Raw genomic sequence first — 18,938 nt, forward strand, 5'->3', positions numbered from 1 at the left:
TCATTCCCCGATCGCCACCAGCTCCGCGCCTTCCGTCACCTGGTCGCCCACGCCATAGAACACCTCCGTGACCTTGCCGTCGGCAGGCGCGGAAATGGTGTGTTCCATCTTCATGGCTTCCATCACCAGCAGCGGCTGGCCCTTTTCCACGGCGTCGCCGGCCTTGACCGAGATCGAGATGATCTTGCCGGGCATGGGGGCCGTGAGGCCGCCGCCGTGCTCGCCCTGCGTGTCCTGCGAATGCGCCAGGGGATCGTACAGGTCCAGCACGTGCACGCCGCCTTCGCCGAAGACGTGGGCGCGGTCGGCGTGCAGCACGACCGTGCCGGCGCTTTCGTGGCCGTCCAGCGTGACGCGCAGGCCGTAGGCCAGGTTGGGATTGGCGCTGGCGTGGGCGCGCCACAGGAAAGCCTGCGGGCCGGCGCCGCTGTCCAGGGTCCAGGCGCCGCCCTGGCGGGCGACGGTGACGTGGCGGGTCTCGCCGTTGTCCACCCATTGCAGCCGGCGCTGGTAGCGGCCGCCCAGGCGCCAGCCGTCGCGCGCGTCCCAGGGATCGGCGGGCTGCTTGCCGCCGGTGGCCTGCGGCTGCGCCAGGCCCTGGCGCACCAGCACGGCGGCGCAGGCCAGCGCCAGCGTCGCGGCGCTGGCGGCCTGGGGTTCGGGCAGCAGCGTGGCGCGCTGGCGTTCGATCAGGCCGGTGTCCAGGTCCGCCGCGGCGAAGGCGCTGTCCTGCATCAGGCGCGACAGGAAGGCCACGTTGGTCTGCACGCCCACGGCCTGGGTCTGGGCCAGCGCTTGCAGCATGCGGGCGCGGGCCTGGTCGCGGTCGGCGCCGTGCACGATCAGCTTGGCGATCATGGGGTCGTAGAACGGCGTGATGGTGTCGCCCATGCGCACGCCGCCGTCGACCCGGATGTCGCCATTGGCGAAGGCCGTGTGCGCCGGCAGGCCCAGGTAGGCCAGGGTGCCGATGGACGGCAGGAAGCCCTTCTCGGGGTTCTCGGCGTAGATGCGGGCCTCGATGGCGTGGCCCTGGATGCGCAGGTCTTCCTGGCGCGCGGGCAGCGGCTGGCCGGCGGCCACGCGCAGCTGCCATTCGACCAGGTCGTGGCCGGTGATCATTTCGGTGACCGGGTGTTCGACTTGCAGGCGCGTGTTCATTTCCATGAAGTAGAAGCGGCCGTCGGGCTCGGCGATGAACTCCACCGTGCCCGCGCCCACGTAGCCCACGGCGCGCGCGGCGGCCACGGCGGCTTCGCCCATGGCGCGGCGGCGCTCTTCGGTCATGCCGGGGGCCGGGGCTTCCTCGATCACCTTCTGGTGGCGGCGCTGCACCGAGCAGTCGCGTTCGAACAGGTAGACGCAGTTGCCGTGGGTGTCGGCGAACACCTGGATCTCGATGTGGCGCGGCTTTTGCAGATAGCGTTCGATCAGCACGCGGTCGTCGCCGAAGCTGGACGCGGCCTCGCGCTGGCACGAGGCCAGCGCGTCCAGGAACGCGCCCGACGATTCGACCACGCGCATGCCCTTGCCGCCGCCGCCGGCGCTGGCCTTGATCAGCACGGGGTAGCCGATGGCGTCGGCCTGGGTCTTGAGGAATTGCGGGTCCTGGTTGTCGCCGTGGTAGCCGGGCACCAGCGGCACGCCGGCTTTTTCCATCAGCGTCTTGGCGGCGGACTTGCTGCCCATGGCGGCGATGGCGGAGGCTGGCGGGCCGACGAAGGCGATGCCGGCCTTTTCGGCGGCTTCGGCGAAGGCTTCGTTCTCGGACAGGAAGCCGTAGCCGGGGTGGATGGCGCCCGCGCCCGTATCGCGCGCGGCCTGCAGGATTGCATCGGCGCGCAGGTAGCTGGCGCGCGGCTCGGCGCCGCCGATGTACACGGCCTGGTCGCAGGCGGCGACGTGGCGGGCGTTGGCGTCGGCGTCGGAATACACCGCGACGGTGCGGATGCCCATGCGGCGGGCGGTGGCGGCCACGCGGCAGGCGATTTCACCGCGGTTGGCAATCAGCAAAGTATCGAACATGGATGTCATCCAGGCTGGAATTATTCTTGGGCGGCAGCGGGGTCGGCTACGCCGGCCTACATGCGGAACACGCCGAACTTGGTGTCTTCGATGGGCGCGTTCAACGCCGCCGACAAGGCCAGGCCCAGCACGCGCCGCGTGTCGGCCGGCGCGATGATGCCGTCGTCCCACAGGCGCGCGGTGGCGTAGTAGGGATGGCCTTCGCGCTCGTACTGTTCGCGGATGGGCGCCTTGAAGGCGGTTTCCTCTTCCGCCGACCACTGGCCGCCGCGGGCCTCGATGCCGTCGCGCTTGACCGTGGCCAGGACGCTGGCGGCCTGTTCGCCGCCCATGACCGAGATGCGGGCATTGGGCCACATGAACAACATGCGCGGCGAGTAGGCACGGCCGCACATGCCGTAGTTGCCGGCGCCGAAGGAGCCGCCGATCAGCACGGTGAACTTGGGCACGTTGGCCGTGGCCACCGCCGTCACCATCTTGGCGCCGTGGCGGGCGATGCCTTCGTTTTCGTACTTGCGGCCGACCATGAAGCCGGTGATGTTCTGCAGGAACACCAGCGGGATCTTGCGCTGCGCGCACAGTTCGATGAAGTGCGCGCCCTTCTGCGCGGATTCCGAGAACAGGATGCCGTTGTTGGCGACGATGCCGACGGGCATGCCGTGGATGTGCGCGAAGCCGGTGACCAGAGTGGGGCCGAAGCGCGCCTTGAATTCGTCGAACTCGGAGCCGTCCACGATGCGCGCGATGACTTCGCGCACGTCATAGGGCTTGCGGGTGTCGGCGGGAATGATGCCGTTCAGTTCGCTCGGGTCGTAGCGCGGCTCGCGCACCGGGATGGTGGCCAGCGGCTGCGGCTTCTTGCGGTTCAGGCGCGCGACGGCGTTGCGCGCCAGTTGCAGCGCGTGCATGTCGTTGGCGGCCAGGTGGTCGGCCACGCCGGACAGGCGCGTGTGCACGTCGCCGCCGCCCAGGTCCTCGGCGCTGACTTCTTCGCCCGTGGCGGCCTTCACCAGCGGCGGGCCGCCCAGGAAGATGGTGCCCTGGTTCTTGACGATGATGGACTCGTCGCTCATGGCGGGCACGTAGGCGCCGCCGGCGGTGCAGGAGCCCATCACCACGGCGATCTGCGAAATGCCCTGCGCCGACATCTGCGCCTGGTTGTAGAAGATGCGGCCGAAGTGCTCGCGGTCGGGGAAGACCTCGTCTTGCTGCGGCAGGTTGGCGCCGCCGGAATCCACCAGGTAGACGCAGGGCAGATGGTTCTGCGCGGCGATTTCCTGCGCGCGCAGATGCTTCTTGACCGTCATCGGGTAGTAGGTGCCGCCCTTGACCGTGGCGTCGTTGCAGACGATCACGCATTCCGTGCCGGCCACGCGGCCGATGCCGGTGATGACGCCGGCCCCGGGGGCTTCGCCGCCGTACATGCCGTGCGCCGCCATCGGCGACAGCTCAAGGAACGGCGTGCCCGGGTCGATCAGCTGTTCGACGCGGTCGCGCGGCAGCAGCTTGCCGCGCGCCACGTGCTTGGCGCGCGCGGCTTCGCTGCCGCCCAGCGCCGTGTGGGCCAGCTGCTGATCCAGATCGTCCAGCTGCGCCTGCATGGCCTGCGCGTTGTCGGTGTAGTCCTGCGACCGCGGATTGATGCGGGATTCGATGATGGGCATGGGGTTCCACCCGTCCTGCTTGTTGGAAATTTGAAGGCGCTCGTGGAGCGGTTTGTCTCGCTGCCCGGTGGGCCGGGCATTCTTGTCGGCTAGGGGTACCGAAGAGGGATTTCGTTGCGCCTTTCCCGCACGGCGCGCGACCGACCCGTCGCGCTACGACGCCATGCAGGAAAGGCGCAGCGGAATCCATCGAAAGCCGGGAGGCCGAAGCCTCCCAGCGTTGCGTCAGATCATTTCGATCGCCATCGCGACGGCTTCGCCGCCGCCGATGCACAGCGTGGCCACGCCGCGCTTGCCGCCGGTCTTGCGCAGCGCGCCGACCAGGGTGGCCATCAGGCGGGCGCCGGACGCGCCGATCGGGTGGCCCAGGGCGGTGGCGCCGCCGTGGACGTTGACCTTGTCATGCGGCAGCTTGAAGTCGGCCATGGCGGCCATGGTGACCACCGCGAAGGCTTCGTTGATTTCGTACAGGTCCACGTCCTCGGCCTTCCAGCCGGTCTTGGCGAACAGGTTCTTCAGCGCGCCCACGGGCGCGGTGGTGAACCAGTTCGGCTCTTGCGAGTGCTGGCTGTGGGCGACGATGCGTGCCAGCGGCTTCACGCCGAGCTTCTCGGCGGTGGAGGAGCGCATCAGCACCATGGCGGCGGCGCCGTCGGAGATCGACGAGGAGTTGGCGGCGGTGACGGTGCCGTCCTTCTTGAAGGCGGGTTTGAGCGTCGGGATCTTTTCCGGCATGGCCTTGGTGGGGGCTTCGTCGGTGTCGATCACGGTGTCGCCCTTGCGGCCGGCCACGGTCACGGGGGCGATTTCCCACTTGAAGCTGCCGTCTTCCGAGGCGGCGCGGGCGCGGCGCAGCGATTCCAGCGAGAACGCGTCCTGCTGTTCGCGCGTGAAGGAATACTTGGCGGCGCAATCCTCGGCGAACACGCCCATCGCCTTGCCCTTGTCGTAGGCGTCTTCCAGGCCGTCCAGCGCCATGTGGTCGTACACGGTGTTGTGGCCGTAGCGGTAGCCCTGGCGGCCCTTGAGCAGCAGGTAGGGCGCGTTGCTCATGCTTTCCTGGCCGCCGGCGACGACGATGTTGGCGCTGCCCGCGGCCAGCAGGTCATGGCCGAACATGGCGGCCTTCAGGCCCGAACCGCAGACCTTGTGGATGGTGGTGCAAGCCACGCCCAGCGGCAGGCCGGCGCCCAGCGCGGCCTGGCGCGCCGGGGCCTGGCCCTGGCCGGCCTGCAGCACGTTGCCCATGATGACTTCTTCGACCTGCTCGGGCTTGATGCCCGCGCGTTCGACGGCGGCCTTGATGGCGATCGAGCCCAGCTCGTGCGCGGCCAGGCCGGACAAGGCGCCCAGCATGCCGCCCATGGGCGTGCGGGCGACGGAAACGATGACGATGGGATCTGACATGGCTAGCTCCTGTGAGGGTCGGGACAGCTCTGGGGTTACGAGGCCGCGCGGGCGCCTGAAGGGCGTTCCGGACGCAGGCGTCTGTCCGTATCGTAAGGGAAAAATTCTTCAATCCTGCCTTGCGCAACATGGTTGCGGCAGGCCTGCCACCACTCCGGTTCCAGCAGGTCGGCATGGTGACGCATGAAGGCGCCGCGCACGCGCGGGTCGCCCAGCAGAAAGCGTCCGAATTCCTCGGGGAAGACATCATTCGGACCAATCGCATACCAGGGCTCGGACGCCAGCTCCGCCTCTTCGTTGGGAGCGGGCGGGATGCGCCGGAAATTCATCTCGGTCATGCGCTGGATTTCGTCGTAGTCGTAGAAAACGACGCGGCCCAGGCGCGTGACGCCGAAGTTCTTGTAAAGCATGTCGCCGGGGAAGATATTGGCGGCGGCCAGCTGCCGGATGGCGTCCCCGTATTCGCGCACGGCCGGATCCAGCAGCGCGTCCGGCGCCTGGCGCAGATAGATGTTCAGCGGCGTCATGCGCCGTTCGATGTAGACATGGCGGATGACCACCGTGTCCCCGGTTTCCTCTATCAGGCTGGGCACCAGGCGGCGCAGCTCTTCCAGCAGCGCCGGCGCGAAGCGCGCGCGCGGCAGCGCCACCTGTGAGTATTCCCAGGTGTCAGCCATGCGGCCGACGCGGTCGTGCAGCTTCACCATCTGGTACTTGCGGCGCACGGTGGCATGGTCCATGCCGTCCTTGTCGATGCGGTCCTTGATCAGCTTGAACACGTAGGGATAGGACGGCAGCGTGAACACGCACATCACCATGCCCTTGATGCCGGGGGCGATGTCGAAGGCGTCGCGCGAATGCGCCAGATGGTGCAGGAAGTCGCGGTAGAACAGCGTCTTGCCCTGCTTCTGCAGGCCGATCATGGTGTAGAGCTCGGCCTTGGGCTTGCGCGGCAGCAGGCTGGACAGGAAGTTCACCACCGCGGCCGGCGTTTCCATGTCCACCAGGAAATAGGCGCGCGTGAAGCTGAACAGCGTGCTCAGGTCGTCGGCGCCCAACAGCAGCGCGTCCAGCACGACCTGGCCCGCCGGGTTGCGCATCAGCGCCACCGCGAAGGGATACACCGTGCCCTGGTTGATCAGGCGGCCGACGATGTAGGCGCCCTTGTTGCGGAAGAACAGCGAGCCCAGCGCGTGGATCTGGCAGTCGCTGGCGATGCGGCGGCCGACGTGGCGCGGCAGGATGGCGCGCAGTTGCTTGACCGCGGCGCGCGCCAGCAGCCGCGTGTCGCGCGGCAGGTCCTCGAAGGGCAGCGCCAGGCCGAAGTCCGCCACCATGCGGATCAGGCTTTTTTCCAGCCCGTCCGTGGCCGGGTAGTACACCCGGTACGAGGGGATGCTGCTGTCCAGGTAATCGGTGGCAATGGCCGGACGCACGAACAGGAAGGCGTTGTGGAAATAGTCGCGATGCAGGATGCGGCAGGACACCGAGTTGAAGAAGGTCTCGGCGCATTCGGGCTGGCGGTGATCCGCCAGCAGGCTCACGAACTCCTGCTTGATCTGCTGCCAGAACGCGGTCTGCTCGTCGCTCAAGGCGGGCGCGGCGCTGCCGTTGGCGCCGACCGCGCCTTCCGGGCGGCCGCGCAGCACGCCTTCGAGCTGGGTGGCGCATTCGCGCACCCGCATGTCGTAGTACTCGATGCGCTCGCGCGACAGGCGCTGGATGCCGTGCCAGTCGCCGGATTCGTACAGCGCCTTGGCGCGCTGGGCGCTGTAGCGGAATAGCGCGTAGTGGCGGTCGAAGCCCGCCAGGATCAGCCGCGCGACGTCCAGCGGCGAGGGGCCCGGGGCGGGCGCCTGTTCGATGTGCTGGACGTCGGACATGCGGATCATGGCGGCGTCGCTCAGGCGGTTTCGTTGAAGAGTTCGCGGCCGATCAGCATGCGGCGGATTTCGCTGGTGCCGGCGCCGATCTCGTAGAGCTTGGCGTCGCGCCAAAGGCGGCCCACCGGGTACTCGTTGATGTAGCCGTTGCCGCCCAGGATCTGCACGCCCTCGCCTGCCATCCAGGTGGCTTTCTCGGCGGTGTACAGGATCAGCGCGGCGCAGTCCTTGCGCACCTGGCGCACGTGCTCGGCGCCCAGGCGGTCCAGGTTCTTGCCGACCTGGTAGCAGAAGGCGCGGCTGGCCTGCAGCGTGGTGTACAGGTCCGCGACCTTGCCCTGGATCAGCTGGAATTCGCCGATGGCCTGGCCGAACTGCTTGCGGTCATGGATATAGGGGACGACCACGTCCATCACGGCCTGCATGATGCCGACCGGGCCGCCGGACAGCACGGCGCGCTCGTAGTCCAGGCCGCTCATCAGCACCTTGACGCCGCCGTTGACCTGGCCCAGCACGTTCTCTTCGGGAATCTCGCAGTCCTGGAACACCAGCTCGCCGGTGTGGCTGCCGCGCATGCCCAGCTTGTCCAGCTTCTGCGCCACGGAAAAGCCCTTGAAGCCCTTTTCCACCAGGAAGGCGGTGATGCCGCGCTGGTGGGCCTCGGGGTCGGTCTTGGCGTAGACCACCAGGGTGTCGGCGTCGGGGCCGTTGGTGATCCACATCTTGGTGCCGTTCAGCACGTAGCGGTCGCCCTTCTTGTCGGCACGCAGCTTCATGCTGACCACGTCGGAACCGGCGCCCGGCTCGCTCATGGCCAGGGCGCCCACGTGTTCGCCGGAAATCAGCTTGGGCAGGTATTTGGCCTTCTGGGCGGCGGTGCCGTTGCGGTTGATCTGGTTCACGCACAGATTGGAGTGCGCGCCGTAGGACAGACCGATGGACGCGCTGGCGCGGGAGATTTCCTCCATCACGACCATGTGGGCCAGATAGCCCATTTTTGCGCCGCCGTATTCCTCGTCGGCCGTCATGCCCAGCACGCCGAGGTCGCCGAATTTGCGCCAGAGATCCATGGGGAACTGGTCGCTGCGGTCGACTTCTGCGGCGCGCGGCGCGATCTCGGCCAGTGCGAAATTACGCACCGCGTCGCGCAGCATGTCCAGATCTTCGCCCAGGTCGAAGTTCAGGCCGGGAAGGTTCATCGCTGTCTCCGTGATAGTAGGTACTTACTATTTTTTGGGCGCCTGTGTCCGGCGCCAGCTTGCCGCGCGTGGCTCATGATGCGCCGATCGGCCATCGCTGCGCAATGATGCACTGCAAATATTACGTTTACGTAAACGTAAATTGGAGTCGGGTTATCCCTAGGTAATTCCGGGTTGCCTGGGGAGTTGCGCTGGGTAACATGCCAGCCGATCCTTGAATCCTGAATCATTGCGACGGAGTCTGCCGTGCTCGAACTATCCAATCTGGACGAAATTGTGGCGCTGCGGCGCGATATCCACATGCACCCGGAGCTTTGCTACGAAGAGCACCGCACGGCCAAGGTCGTGGCGGACACGCTGCGCGGCTGGGGCATCGAAACCCACACCGGCATCGCCAAGACCGGCGTGGTCGGCGTGATCAAGCGTGGCGCCTCGGACCGCGCCATCATGCTGCGCGCCGACATGGACGCGCTGCCCATGCAGGAAGAAAACCAGTTCGAGCACCGCTCGCGCCACGACGGCAAGATGCACGGCTGCGGCCATGACGGCCACACCGCCATGCTGCTGGCCGCCGCGCGCCACCTTCAGACCGAAGGCGGCTTCGACGGCACCGTATACCTGTGCTTCCAGCCGGCCGAGGAAGGCGGCGCGGGCGCTCGCGCCATGATCCAGGACGGGTTGTTCGAGCGCTTCCCCTGCGAGGCCGTGTTCGGCATGCACAATTGGCCGGGCTTGCCCGCCGGGTCCTTCGGCGTCTGTGCCGGCCCGATGATGGCGGCGGCCAACGGCTTCAAGATCACCGTCCGCGGCAAGGGCGGCCACGCCGCCGCGCCGCAGGATTGCAGCGACCCGGTGCCGGCGCTGTTCGCCATCGGCCAGTCGCTGCAGACCATCCTCACGCGCAGCAAGCGCCCGCTGGACGCGGCCGTGCTGTCGATCACGCAGGTGCAGGCCGGCGGCAGCGTCATCAACGTCATTCCGGACAGCGCCTGGCTGGGCGGCTCGGTGCGGGCCTACAGCACGGCGGTGGTCGACCTGATCGAGCGCCGCATGAAGGAGATCGCCGGCAGCATCGCCGCGGCGCACGGCTGCGAGGCCGACGTGTTCTTCGAGCGCCGCTACCCGGCGCTGGTGAATACCGTGGCCGAGACCGAGTTCTGCATGGGAGTCATGCGCGAGGTCGTGGGCGAGGACAAGGCACTGGTGATCGAGCCGGCCATGGCTTCGGAAGACTTCGCCTTCCTGTTGCAGGAAAAGCCCGGCTGCTACGTGTTCCTGGGCAACGGCGACGGCGAGCACCGCCTGGCGGGTCACGGCCTGGGCCCCTGCATGCTGCACAACGCCAGCTATGACTTCAATGATTCCCTGATTCCGGCAGGAGCGTCGTACTGGGTACGCCTGGCGCAACGCTATTTGGCCTGAAGTGCTTCACGCTTTTCGTTTTATCTGATGCAGTGCCACGCAACATAACTAGGACGATATGAAAAAGAAGACATTGCTGATCAAGGCCGCGGGGGCGGCCTTGGCGATCATGGCCAGCGGCGCGATGGCGCAAGGCTGGCCGACCAAGACGGTCACGCTGGTCGTGCCCTACACCGCGGGCGGCAGCGCCGACGCGATCGGGCGCCGCCTGGGCGACGTCCTGCGCAAGGAAAGCAACGCCACCGTCATCGTCGAGAACAAGCCGGGCGCCGGCGCCTCCGTGGGCACGGACTTCGTGGCGCGCGCGCAGCCGGACGGCGCGACCCTGCTGCTGGCCTCCACCAGCCCGCTGACGATCTTCCCGCACCTGGCCAAGACCAATTATGACCCGATGAAGGATCTGACGCCGGTGGCCAGCGTGGCCGTCGCGCCGGTCGCCATCGTCGCCACCAAGGCGCTGCCGGTGAAGGACTTCGCGGGCCTGATCGACTACGCCAAATCGCATCCCGACGGCGTGCGCTACGGCACGCCGGGCCAGGGCACCGTGGCCCACATCGGCATGTCGGCCGTGACGGCGCAGACCGGCACCCAGATGCTGCACGTGCCTTACCGCGGCAACAGCCAGGCGCTGACCGACGGCCTGGGCGGCGTGGTCGAGCTGCTGGTGGTCAATAGCGACGTGGTGCTGCCGCACGTCGCCAGCGGCGCGCTCAAGCCGCTGGCCGTGATGGCCCCGGAGCGCCTGGCCGCATGGCCCGACGTGCCGACCATGGCCGAGCTCAAGATGCCGCAGGCGCAGTACTACTCGAACTTCGGCATCTTCGCGCCGGCCAAGCTGCCGGACACCGTCGCGCAGCCGCTGCAGGCCGCCCTGGCCAAGGCGATGGCCAGCGCCGAGTTCCAGGAGCTGCTGGCCAAGTCCTACCTGCAGCCGGGCACCGGCGCGGGCGAGCCCTTCGCCAAGCAGGTGCAGGCGGAATTCGCGAACAACGCCCGCGTCATCAAGGAAGGCAACATCAAGGCTGAATAAGCTCTGCCTGACTGGAAGCAGGAAGCGCGCGATCCTTTGGGGTACGCGCGCTTTTTTTCGGGTCGGGCAGGACTGTGGAGCTTTTCTTGCGGAGGCTGGTCGCAGCCTACGCGCTGCGCGGGCCGAACATGATCACCAGCATGCCGGCCAGGCACAGGCCCACGCCCAGCCAATCGCTCATGCTGGGACGCACGCCGTCCACGGCCCACAGCCACAGCAGCGCCATGCCGATATAGACGCCGCCATAGGCCGCGTACACGCGGCCCGAGGCCGTGGGGTGCAGGGTGAGCAGCCAGGCGAACAGCGCCAGGCTGGCCGCGGCGGGCGCAAGCAGCCAGATGGAGTGGCCTTTGCGCAGCCACAGGTACGGCAGGTAGCAGCCGACGATCTCGGCCAGCGCGGTCAGGATGAACAGCGCGAGGGTCTGCAGGGCGCCCATGCGCGCGCGCCTAGGGCTTTTGCGCGAGCAGCTCGCGGCATTGCTGTTCCTGCTGCGCGATTTCGCGCAGCGTATCCTCGATGTCGCGGCGCTGCTGTTCCAGCGTGGCGCGGTGCTGTTCCAGCACGCTCAGGTACTGGCGCAGCTGGACCTCGGTGTCGCCCGGCCCGTCGTACATGTCGATCAGGGTCAGGATCTCGGACAGTTGCAGGCCCAGCCGCTTGCCGCGCAGGGCCAGCTTCAGGCGCGTGCGATCGCGCGGCCCGAAGATGCGGTTGCGGCCTTCGCGCGCCGGGCTGACGATCCCCTGGTCTTCATAGAAGCGGATCGTGCGGGGCGTGACGTCGAACTCGCGGGAGAGCTCTGAGATGGTCCAGGTTGACGGGGACATGCGACGTGTGGCAGTTTACGTAAACGTAAATTATGATGACTTGACCCGATCGTCAAGCGTGGAGGAGAGGCAATGAACCCCAACGAACAAAAACTGCAGTATCCCTGGACAGATTTCCAGCCTGAAGCCGGTCGTTCGCACGTGGTGGCGGACGGGGTTAAATGGATACGGATGCCTCTGCCTTTCGCGCTGGATCATATCAACCTCTGGCTGCTGCGCGACAACATCGACGGCCGCGACGGCTGGACCATCGTCGACTGCGGCATCACGCGCGACGAAGTGAAGACGCTGTGGGAAGACGTGTTCGAGAACGAACTCGACGGCCTGCCCGTGCTGCGCGTGATCGTCACGCACATGCACCCCGACCACATCGGCCTGGCGCACTGGCTGTGCGAACGCTGGAACGCCCCGCTGTGGATGACGATGACGGACTTCATGGTGGCATCGCTGTGGTCCTCGCGCCGCGGTGAAAGCGGCGGCGGCCCGGGCGGCCAGTCGGCGGTCGAGCACTTTGCCCGCCACGGCCTGACCGATCCGGACGCGCAAGAGCAGATCCGCCAGCGCGCCAGCTACTACCCCAACCTGGTGCCGGCCGTGCCGGCGCGCTACACCCGCATCATGCACGGCGACATGGTGCGCATCGGCGGGCGCGACTGGCGCGTGATCGTGGGCTACGGCCATGCGCCGGAACATGCCTCGCTGTACTCGCCGGACCTGCGCGTGCTGATCTCGGGCGACATGGTGCTGCCGCGCATTTCCACCAACGTCAGCGTGTTCGACTACGAACCCGACGCCAATCCCCTGCCCCTGTATCTGCGTTCGCTCGACGGCTATGCCGACCTGCCCGAGGACACGCTGGTGCTGCCCTCGCACGGCCGCCCCTTCAAGGGCTTGCACGAGCGCATCACGCAGCAGCATGAACACCACCGCGACCGCCTGGCGGAAGTGCTGGAAGCCTGTGCCGCCCAGCCGCAATCGACCACGGACATCGTGCCGGTGCTGTTCAAGCGCAAGCTCGACCTGCACCAGCTGACCTTCGCCATGGGCGAGGCGCTGGCGCATCTGCATGCGTTGTATTTCGAAGGCAAGCTCAAGCGCGCGCAAGGCGCGGACGGCATCGTGCGGTTCACGGCGGTCTGAGCGCGCCGGTCGCGGCGCGCCGCGAATCGGCCGCTGCCTCGCGCTTAGCGCGAGGCAGTCGCCAGGCGCACCGCCAGGCCGACGAAAACCAGCGCGGCGATGCGGTTCAGCCAGCGCTTGGCGGTCACCGAGCGTTGCAGCAGTTCGCCGAACGCGCCCGAGAAGAACGCGATGGCGCCGAACACCAGCAGCGTCGACACCATGAAGACCGCGCCCAGCTGCATGGTCTGCACGCCCACGCGGCCCAGCGCCGGCGAGGTGAACTGCGGCAGGAAGGCGAAGAAGAACAGCAGCACCTTCGGATTGGTCAGATTCATGACGATGCCGCGGCGGTACAACGCGCCGGGCTTCATGGGCTCAGGCCGCTTGCCGTCCTCGGCGTCGACCGGCGCGCGCAGGATCTGCCACGCCAGGTAGGCCAGATAGGCCGCGCCCGCCAGCTTGAGCACGGTGAAAGCCATGGGCGAGGCCGCGAACACGGCGGCCAGTCCCACGGCCACGGCGGCCGTGTGTCCCAGCAGCCCCGTGCATAGCCCCAGCACCACGAACATGCCGGCCTTGCGGCCCCAGATGGCGGACTGCATCAGCACGAACAGATTGTCCGGCCCCGGGGTCAGGGCCAGCAGGACGGCAATGCCGAAGAATGCGATCAGGGTGTCGATGGGCAGCATGAGGGGGTCGCCTGGAACGGGTCGGCCGGCTCCGGGAGGCCGGAAGTGGCATCATAAAGGCAAAGACGTGCCCAACATGCATGCCCGATGCGTCCCCGGCGGGACGCTTGCGGGCCGACCAGGAGAGACGACAGCCATGCCCCCCAACGCCATGCCGCAAGCCCCGCAACCCTTGCAGGACGCCGGCGCGCGCCCCGACGCCGCGCTCGAAGCCTGGCTGCACGCGCGCCACAGCTGCCGCGCGTTCCTGCCCGAGCCGGTCGCGCGCGGCACCATCGAACGCATCCTGGCCCTGGCGCAGCGCGCCGCGTCCTGGTGCAACTGCCAGCCCTGGCAGGTGACGATCACCGAAGGCGCGGGCACGGAGCGCCTGCGCGGCGCATTGCAGCGCAGGGCGGAACAATCCGGCTTTACCCCGGACTTCCCGTTTCCGCGCGAGTACCAGGGCGAGTACCTGGCGCGCCGGCGCGAATCGGGCTTCCAGCTCTACGGCGCGGTCGGCGTGGCGCGCGGCGACCGCGAGGCCTACCGCCGCCAGGAAATGCGCAACTTCCAGCTGTTCGACGCGCCGCACGTGGCCATCGTCACCACCGACGAGACGCTGGGCGAATACGGCGCGATGGATTGCGGCGGCTATGTCGCGAATTTCCTGCTGGCGGCCCAGGCCAACGGCGTGGCGACCGTCGCGCAGGCGTCCCTGGCCATGTACCCGGAAGTGTTGCGCGAGGAGCTCGGCATTGCCGCCGACCGTCGCGTGGTCTGCGGCATTTCCTTCGGCTATGCGGACACGGCGCATCCCGCCAACAGCTACCGCACCAACCGCGCCGCGCAGTCCGAGACCGTTACCTGGGTCGGCGAATAGGGACAGGCCGCGCCTGGCCTGATATGGTTCACCCTGATCGCCGTTTTTTCGCTCCTGTCCATCCGCAAGCAGTCCACTGAAGATGCCCACCAAACACATCGATACGCTTCTGCAGCACGCAGGCACCGCCCCGTTCAATCCAGAAACCGGCACCGCGCCGGTGCCCCTGCCGCCGATGCGGGCCAGCACGGTGCGCTTCGAGAACCTCGCCGCGCTTGAAAAGGCCCAGCGCAGCAAGGCCGCAGGCGGCCGGGCCTCCACCTACGGGCGCATGGGCATGGACACGCATGCGGCGCTGGAGGAAGTCTTTACCCAGCTCGAAGGCGGCACCCATTGCTACCTGGCTCCCTCGGGCCTGTCGGCCATGACCATGGTCATGATGGCTCTGTGCTCGGCCGGCGACCACGCGCTGATCTCGGACTGCGTCTACGGCCCGATGCGCGAGCTGGACGACGCCGTGCTCAAGCGCATGAACATCGAGATCACGTATTTCGCGGCCGGCGAAGACCTGGAAGAGCTGGTGCGTCCCAACACCAAGCTGCTGTATGTGGAGTCGCCGGGCTCCCTGCTGTTCGAGATGCTGGACATGGGCGCCATGGCCGCCTTCGCGCAGAGCCGCGGGCTGGTGCTGGCGACCGACAACACCTGGGGTTCGGGCTATATCTACCGTCCGCTGACGCTGGGCGCGCAGGTGTCCGTCATCGCCGGCACCAAGTACGTGGGCGGGCATTCCGACCTGATGCTGGGGGCGGTCGTCACCAATGACGAACAGATCGCCCGCAAGCTCAACCGCACCCAGTACGCCATGGGCTATTCCATCAGCGCGGACGACGCCTGGCTGGCGCTGCGCGGCGTGCGCACCATGCCCATCCGCATGGCCCAGCACGCGCGCCACGCCATGCAGGTGTGCGAATTCTTCAAGAGCCGCCCCGAGACGGTGCGCCTGTTCCACCCGGCCTGGCCGCAGGATCCGGGCCACGCGCTGTGGCAGCGCGACTGCACCGGCTCCAACGGCATGCTGTCGGTCGAATTGCGTTTGTCGCCGGCCGCCGCGCGCGTGTTCGTCGATTCGCTGACGCTCTTCGGCATCGGCTTTTCCTGGGGCGGCTATGAAAGCCTGGTGCAGCTGGTGTCGGGCAAGGACCTGGCCAAGCACCGCTACTGGGGCGAAGGCGACAACGCCCTGGTGCGCCTGCACATCGGCCTGGAGTCGCCCGAGGACGTCATCGCCGACCTGACCCAGGCGCTGGAAAAGGCCGCGGCCGTCCAAGGTTGAACCTCGGGCAGAAACCCGGGTTGAACCCGTCCGGCGCGGCGCCTTCAGGCGGCCGCGCCGCGTATCCAGTCACCGATGCGGGCGGCGATGTCGTCGCTGTTGTCGTCCATCATGGGCATGTGCGAATTGCCGGCGATGCCCATGTCGGCCAGGCGCCAGGTCTGCACGCGGGCGCCGTGGGACGCCAGCGCATCGGCATAGGCCTGGCCGGTGGCGCACAGCTGCACCCATAGCGGCGTCGCGTCCAGATAGTCGCCATAGACGAACAGGAAGGGCTTGTCCGCCACGGCTTCGGCCGCGACCTCGGGCGAGAAGCCCGAGGGCTCGATGCCGATGACGCCGCGCACCAGGTCCGGCCGCGCATGCAGCGCGCGGTAGGCGACCTCGCCGCCGTGGCTGTGCGCCATTACGAGGCAAGGCCCCACGCGCTCCAGCACCGCGCAGAAGCCGCGCAGCGCCGCATCGTTGTTGCCCAGCCAGCGCGGCACCGCGTGGCGGATGAAGGCGTCGAAGGCTGCGACCGGAAAGCGCTGCCCTTCGAAGGCGCGCCTCGCTGCGTAGTCCTCGGCGCGGCCAAAGCGGAACAGCGTCCAGCTTTCCTCGGCATTGCGGATGATGGGCGGCTCCGGCCAGACTTCCTTGAAAGGCGCCCAGCCCGCGCGGCCGCGCTCGACGTTGTCCACCACATAGACGGCATGGCCCTGGCGCAGGAAGTGCTGCATCCAGCCGGGCCGGCCGTCCGGCGTCTGCTCCCACATCGCGCCCGTCATGCCGCCGCCATGCAGCAGCACGACGGGCAGCGGATGAGACAGCCGCGCGGGGATGAAGTACTGCACGTAGGCCTGCTCGAAGTGATACAGGCCGTTGGGGTCGTAGGCCAGCGATGCGCTCTGCGTGAACGCGATGTCGCGCCGCGGCAGGCCGTCGATGCGCACCTGCCGGCCGCCCGCGTAAAAGCTGCCGAAGTCGGCCAGGGTCACTGTTGGGGGCACTGCCTGGGTCATGGCTTCTTGATCAGCGGGCATTGGCTTTCCGACAGCGGCCAGGCCAGCGTGGCGCCGGGGATGTTGCGCACGATGTTGTAGTAGTCCCAGGGCGCCTTGGATTGTTCCGGCGTCTTGACCTGCGCCAGCATCATGTCGCGCACCACCAGGCCGTCTTCGCGGATGCGCGCGTTCAGGCTGAAGGGATCGTCGATGGGCAGCGACTTCATCTTCGCCATCACGGCGTCCGCGTCCACCGTGCCGGCGGCCTTCACGGCCTGCAGGTAATGGCGCACCGAACCGTAGACGCCGGCCTGCAAGAAGGTGGGCGGCCGCCCCACGCGGGCCTCGAACTTCTTGGCGAAGGCGCGCGTGCCGTCGTTCATGTCCCAATAGGACGGCACCGTCAGATAGGTCTTCTGCGCGGCTTGCAGGCCCAGGCTGTGCACGTCGGTGATCAGCAGCAGCATGGCCGCCAGCTGCTGCGCGCCGCCGATGCCGAATTCCGCCGCCTGCTTGATGGCCGAGATGGTGTCGCCGCCCGCGTTGGCGATGGCGATGATCTGCGCCTTGGAAGCCTGCGCCTGCAACAGGAAGGACGCGAAATCCGATGCATTGAGCGGGTGGAAGACGGTGCCGACGACCTCGCCGCCATTGGCCTTGACCACGGCCTCGGTGTCCGCCGCCAGCTGCTTGCCGAAGGCGTAGTCGGACGCCAGGATGAACCAGCGCTTGTTGCCCTCGTTGACCACCGCGGTCGCGGTGCCGCGCGACAGCGCGTAGGTGGTGTAGGTCCATTGCACGCCGTAGGGCGAGCACTGCGCCTGGGTCAGCGCGGTGGTGCCGGGGCTGGAGAACAGCACCAGCTTCTTCTTGTCGCGCGCGATGCCCTGCACCGCCAGCGCCACCGAGGAATTGGGCACGTCCACGATCACGTCCACGCCGTCGGTGTCGTACCACTTGCGCGCCATGCCGCTGCCGATGTCGGGCCGGTGCTGGTGGTCGCCCGAGACCAGGGAAATGGGCTTGCCCAACAGGGTGCCGCCCATTTCCTCGATGGCCAGGCGGGCCGCTTCGACCGAACCCTTGCCGGTGGCGTCGGCGGTGACGCCCGCCATGTCCGTGAGTACGCCGATCTTCACGCCATCGGCTTCATTGGCCTGAGCCAGGCCGGCGGCCAGCGCCAGGCACAGGCCCAGCATCGCGCGGCTGCGCGGGAATCGCTGCTTCATTTGTCTTCCACCCATTGTGTGCCGCTGTCGCGGCGATTTGTTGTGGGGAAAGTGTAGCGCGGGCGCCTGCGGCGGACCCAAAGAAAAACGCCCCGGCCTGGCGGCTCGGGGCGTTGCGGATTCCGGCTGGGGCGTATCAGTTGCGCGCCATGGGGATCAGGCGGGTGACTTCCTTCAGCGCGCCTTCGTAGCTGTTGCCCGCCATGACCGGCGAGGTCATGAACTTGCCGCCGACGGCGAACGACGGCGTGCCGTCGATGCGGTAGGCGTCGGCCAGCTGGTTGGCGCGCTGCACCTGCGTCTGCACGCTGAACGAATCGAAGACCGAGTCGAACTTGGCGCGGTCCACGCCCTGGGTCGCGATCCATTCGCCCATGGCCTTCTTGTCGAAGAGGCGCTTGTGTTCGCCGTGGATGGCGGCGAAGACCTTCGGGTGCAGGTCCGGGCGGTCCAGGGCCAGCAGCGTGTAGTAGAGCTGCTGCAGCGGCTTCATGCCGGCGTTGAACGCGATCGGGACTTGCTTGAGCACCACGTCCGGGGGCGCGGTCTTGGCCCAGTCTTCAACCATGGGCTCCATGGCGGCGCAGTGCGGGCAGGTGTAGGCGAAGAATTCCAGGACCTCGATCTTGCCCGGGGTATCCGACGGCAGCGGCGGATTGATGGGCACGTACTGCTGCGCGCCTTGCGCGTGGCTCGCGGGGCTGAAGAATGCCGTGGCGGTCAGCGCGGCCGCGGCCAGGATGCGAATAATCTTGGGGGACAGCATGGATGAGAGGTTCCTGAGTAAAAAGTTACAGACAGGGCCAGGGCCGGATAAGTTCAATGGCCGCGGCAGTGACGCGCATTACTGGCGCACCACCGCGGTTTCGATCTTGTTCTCGCCCAGCCTGCCGCGGGCGCGGTTCATGTCGTCCAGGCGGGCAAAGGGGCCCACCCGTACCCGGTTGATGGGCTTGCCGTTCACTTCGGCCTTGTGCACCGCCACCGGCAGGCCCAGCAGGATGATGCGGGCCTTGAGGGATTCGGCGTCGTTTTCGCCGCGGAACGCGCCAGCCTGCAGGTAGTACGTGCCGGTAGCCGCGGACGCGGTGGCGGCCGGCTTGGGGGCCGGCGCGGGCGCGGCGGGGGCGGGCTTGGAGATGGGCGTGGGCGCCTGGCTGGGGGCGGCGGACGCCACGGCGGCAGGCGCCTTGGAGGTCGGCAGCGTGGCAATCAGCGCGCCCAGGTCGTCCAGCTTGGCGGGGGTGTCGTCGCCCTTGGAGGGGGCCGTACCCGTGGCCGGGCCGGTGGCCGTGCCGGCGCCCGGCAGCGGCG

At 67.9% G+C, this 18,938-nt stretch carries 17 protein-coding genes; 5 read left to right on the forward strand and 12 right to left on the reverse strand.

All coding sequences use genetic code 11. The annotated features are described in order from the left end of the window. From HWY37_RS21380 to HWY37_RS21400, 5 genes are all read right to left on the reverse strand, one after another. The gene (locus HWY37_RS21380) at nucleotides 1–2,025 is read right to left on the reverse strand and encodes an acetyl/propionyl/methylcrotonyl-CoA carboxylase subunit alpha (protein ID WP_176089787.1); all 2,025 of its coding nucleotides are present in this window, start codon (nucleotides 2,023–2,025) and stop codon (nucleotides 1–3) included. A gap of 56 nt (nucleotides 2,026–2,081) precedes the next feature. Further along, complete coding sequence (locus HWY37_RS21385) at nucleotides 2,082–3,689, reverse strand: carboxyl transferase domain-containing protein (RefSeq protein ID WP_175205280.1); 1,608 nt, start codon at nucleotides 3,687–3,689, stop codon at nucleotides 2,082–2,084. Between the two features lie 225 nt (nucleotides 3,690–3,914). Continuing rightward, nucleotides 3,915–5,096 carry an acetyl-CoA C-acetyltransferase gene (locus HWY37_RS21390; protein WP_176089788.1) on the reverse strand — a complete coding sequence of 394 codons (1,182 nt, stop codon included), beginning with the start codon at nucleotides 5,094–5,096 and terminating at the stop codon, nucleotides 3,915–3,917. A gap of 35 nt (nucleotides 5,097–5,131) precedes the next feature. Continuing rightward, nucleotides 5,132–6,988: a bifunctional isocitrate dehydrogenase kinase/phosphatase gene (gene aceK, locus HWY37_RS21395; RefSeq protein WP_176089789.1), complete on the reverse strand. Its 1,857-nt coding sequence runs from the start codon at nucleotides 6,986–6,988 to the stop codon at nucleotides 5,132–5,134. Nucleotides 6,989–6,999: 11 nt separating this feature from the next. Continuing rightward, nucleotides 7,000–8,178: an isovaleryl-CoA dehydrogenase gene (locus tag HWY37_RS21400; protein ID WP_176089790.1), complete on the reverse strand. Its 1,179-nt coding sequence runs from the start codon at nucleotides 8,176–8,178 to the stop codon at nucleotides 7,000–7,002. Between the two features lie 246 nt (nucleotides 8,179–8,424). On the opposite strand from HWY37_RS21400, the gene HWY37_RS21405 reads away from it, so the two are divergent. Both HWY37_RS21405 and HWY37_RS21410 read left to right on the forward strand, forming a co-directional pair. Continuing rightward, complete coding sequence (locus HWY37_RS21405) at nucleotides 8,425–9,600, forward strand: M20 aminoacylase family protein (protein WP_176089791.1); 1,176 nt, start codon at nucleotides 8,425–8,427, stop codon at nucleotides 9,598–9,600. 58 nt (nucleotides 9,601–9,658) lie between these two features. Continuing rightward, entirely contained in the window at nucleotides 9,659–10,630 is a 972-nt protein-coding gene (locus HWY37_RS21410) for a Bug family tripartite tricarboxylate transporter substrate binding protein (protein WP_176089792.1), read from the forward strand. 106 nt (nucleotides 10,631–10,736) lie between these two features. On the opposite strand, the gene HWY37_RS21415 is transcribed toward HWY37_RS21410, so the two are convergent. Together HWY37_RS21415 and HWY37_RS21420 are read right to left on the reverse strand one after the other, a co-directional pair. Continuing rightward, nucleotides 10,737–11,069 (reverse strand): YnfA family protein, encoded by a 333-nt coding sequence (locus HWY37_RS21415; protein WP_175205275.1) that lies wholly within the window; start codon nucleotides 11,067–11,069, stop codon nucleotides 10,737–10,739. 10 nt (nucleotides 11,070–11,079) lie between these two features. Further along, entirely contained in the window at nucleotides 11,080–11,460 is a 381-nt protein-coding gene (locus tag HWY37_RS21420; RefSeq protein ID WP_175205274.1) for a MerR family transcriptional regulator, read from the reverse strand. A 72-nt stretch (nucleotides 11,461–11,532) separates the two neighbouring features. On the opposite strand from HWY37_RS21420, the gene HWY37_RS21425 reads away from it, so the two are divergent. Then, the gene (locus HWY37_RS21425; protein ID WP_176089793.1) at nucleotides 11,533–12,600 is read left to right on the forward strand and encodes an MBL fold metallo-hydrolase; all 1,068 of its coding nucleotides are present in this window, start codon (nucleotides 11,533–11,535) and stop codon (nucleotides 12,598–12,600) included. Nucleotides 12,601–12,644: 44 nt separating this feature from the next. Here HWY37_RS21425 and HWY37_RS21430 read toward each other — a convergent pair whose 3' ends face one another. Then, nucleotides 12,645–13,271, reverse strand: coding sequence for a LysE family translocator (locus HWY37_RS21430; RefSeq protein WP_175205272.1), 627 nt, complete (start codon nucleotides 13,269–13,271; stop codon nucleotides 12,645–12,647). Between the two features lie 136 nt (nucleotides 13,272–13,407). On the opposite strand from HWY37_RS21430, the gene HWY37_RS21435 reads away from it, so the two are divergent. Then, on the forward strand, nucleotides 13,408–14,133 hold the full coding sequence (locus tag HWY37_RS21435; protein ID WP_175205271.1) for a nitroreductase: 726 nt from the start codon (nucleotides 13,408–13,410) through the stop codon (nucleotides 14,131–14,133). A gap of 82 nt (nucleotides 14,134–14,215) precedes the next feature. Next, complete coding sequence (gene metC / locus HWY37_RS21440; protein ID WP_373418150.1) at nucleotides 14,216–15,409, forward strand: cystathionine beta-lyase; 1,194 nt, start codon at nucleotides 14,216–14,218, stop codon at nucleotides 15,407–15,409. 44 nt (nucleotides 15,410–15,453) lie between these two features. Here metC and HWY37_RS21445 read toward each other — a convergent pair whose 3' ends face one another. The 4 genes from HWY37_RS21445 to HWY37_RS21460 all read right to left on the reverse strand — a co-directional run. After that, a complete protein-coding gene (locus HWY37_RS21445) occupies nucleotides 15,454–16,434 on the reverse strand; it encodes an alpha/beta hydrolase (protein ID WP_176089794.1) in 981 nt (326 codons plus the stop codon). Next, nucleotides 16,410–17,624 (reverse strand): ABC transporter substrate-binding protein, encoded by a 1,215-nt coding sequence (locus HWY37_RS21450; protein ID WP_175205269.1) that lies wholly within the window; start codon nucleotides 17,622–17,624, stop codon nucleotides 16,410–16,412. Before HWY37_RS21450 ends, HWY37_RS21445 begins: the two co-directional genes overlap by 25 nt. Nucleotides 17,625–17,760: 136 nt before the next feature. Then, entirely contained in the window at nucleotides 17,761–18,390 is a 630-nt protein-coding gene (locus HWY37_RS21455) for a thiol:disulfide interchange protein DsbA/DsbL (protein ID WP_175205268.1), read from the reverse strand. A 78-nt stretch (nucleotides 18,391–18,468) separates the two neighbouring features. Continuing rightward, on the reverse strand, nucleotides 18,469–18,938 hold a 470-nt coding region (locus HWY37_RS21460), incomplete at its 5' end, for an SPOR domain-containing protein (RefSeq protein ID WP_246302361.1).

Source organism: Achromobacter anxifer (genome assembly GCF_903652925.1).
Taxonomy (GTDB): Bacteria; Pseudomonadota; Gammaproteobacteria; order Burkholderiales; family Burkholderiaceae_B; genus Achromobacter; species Achromobacter anxifer.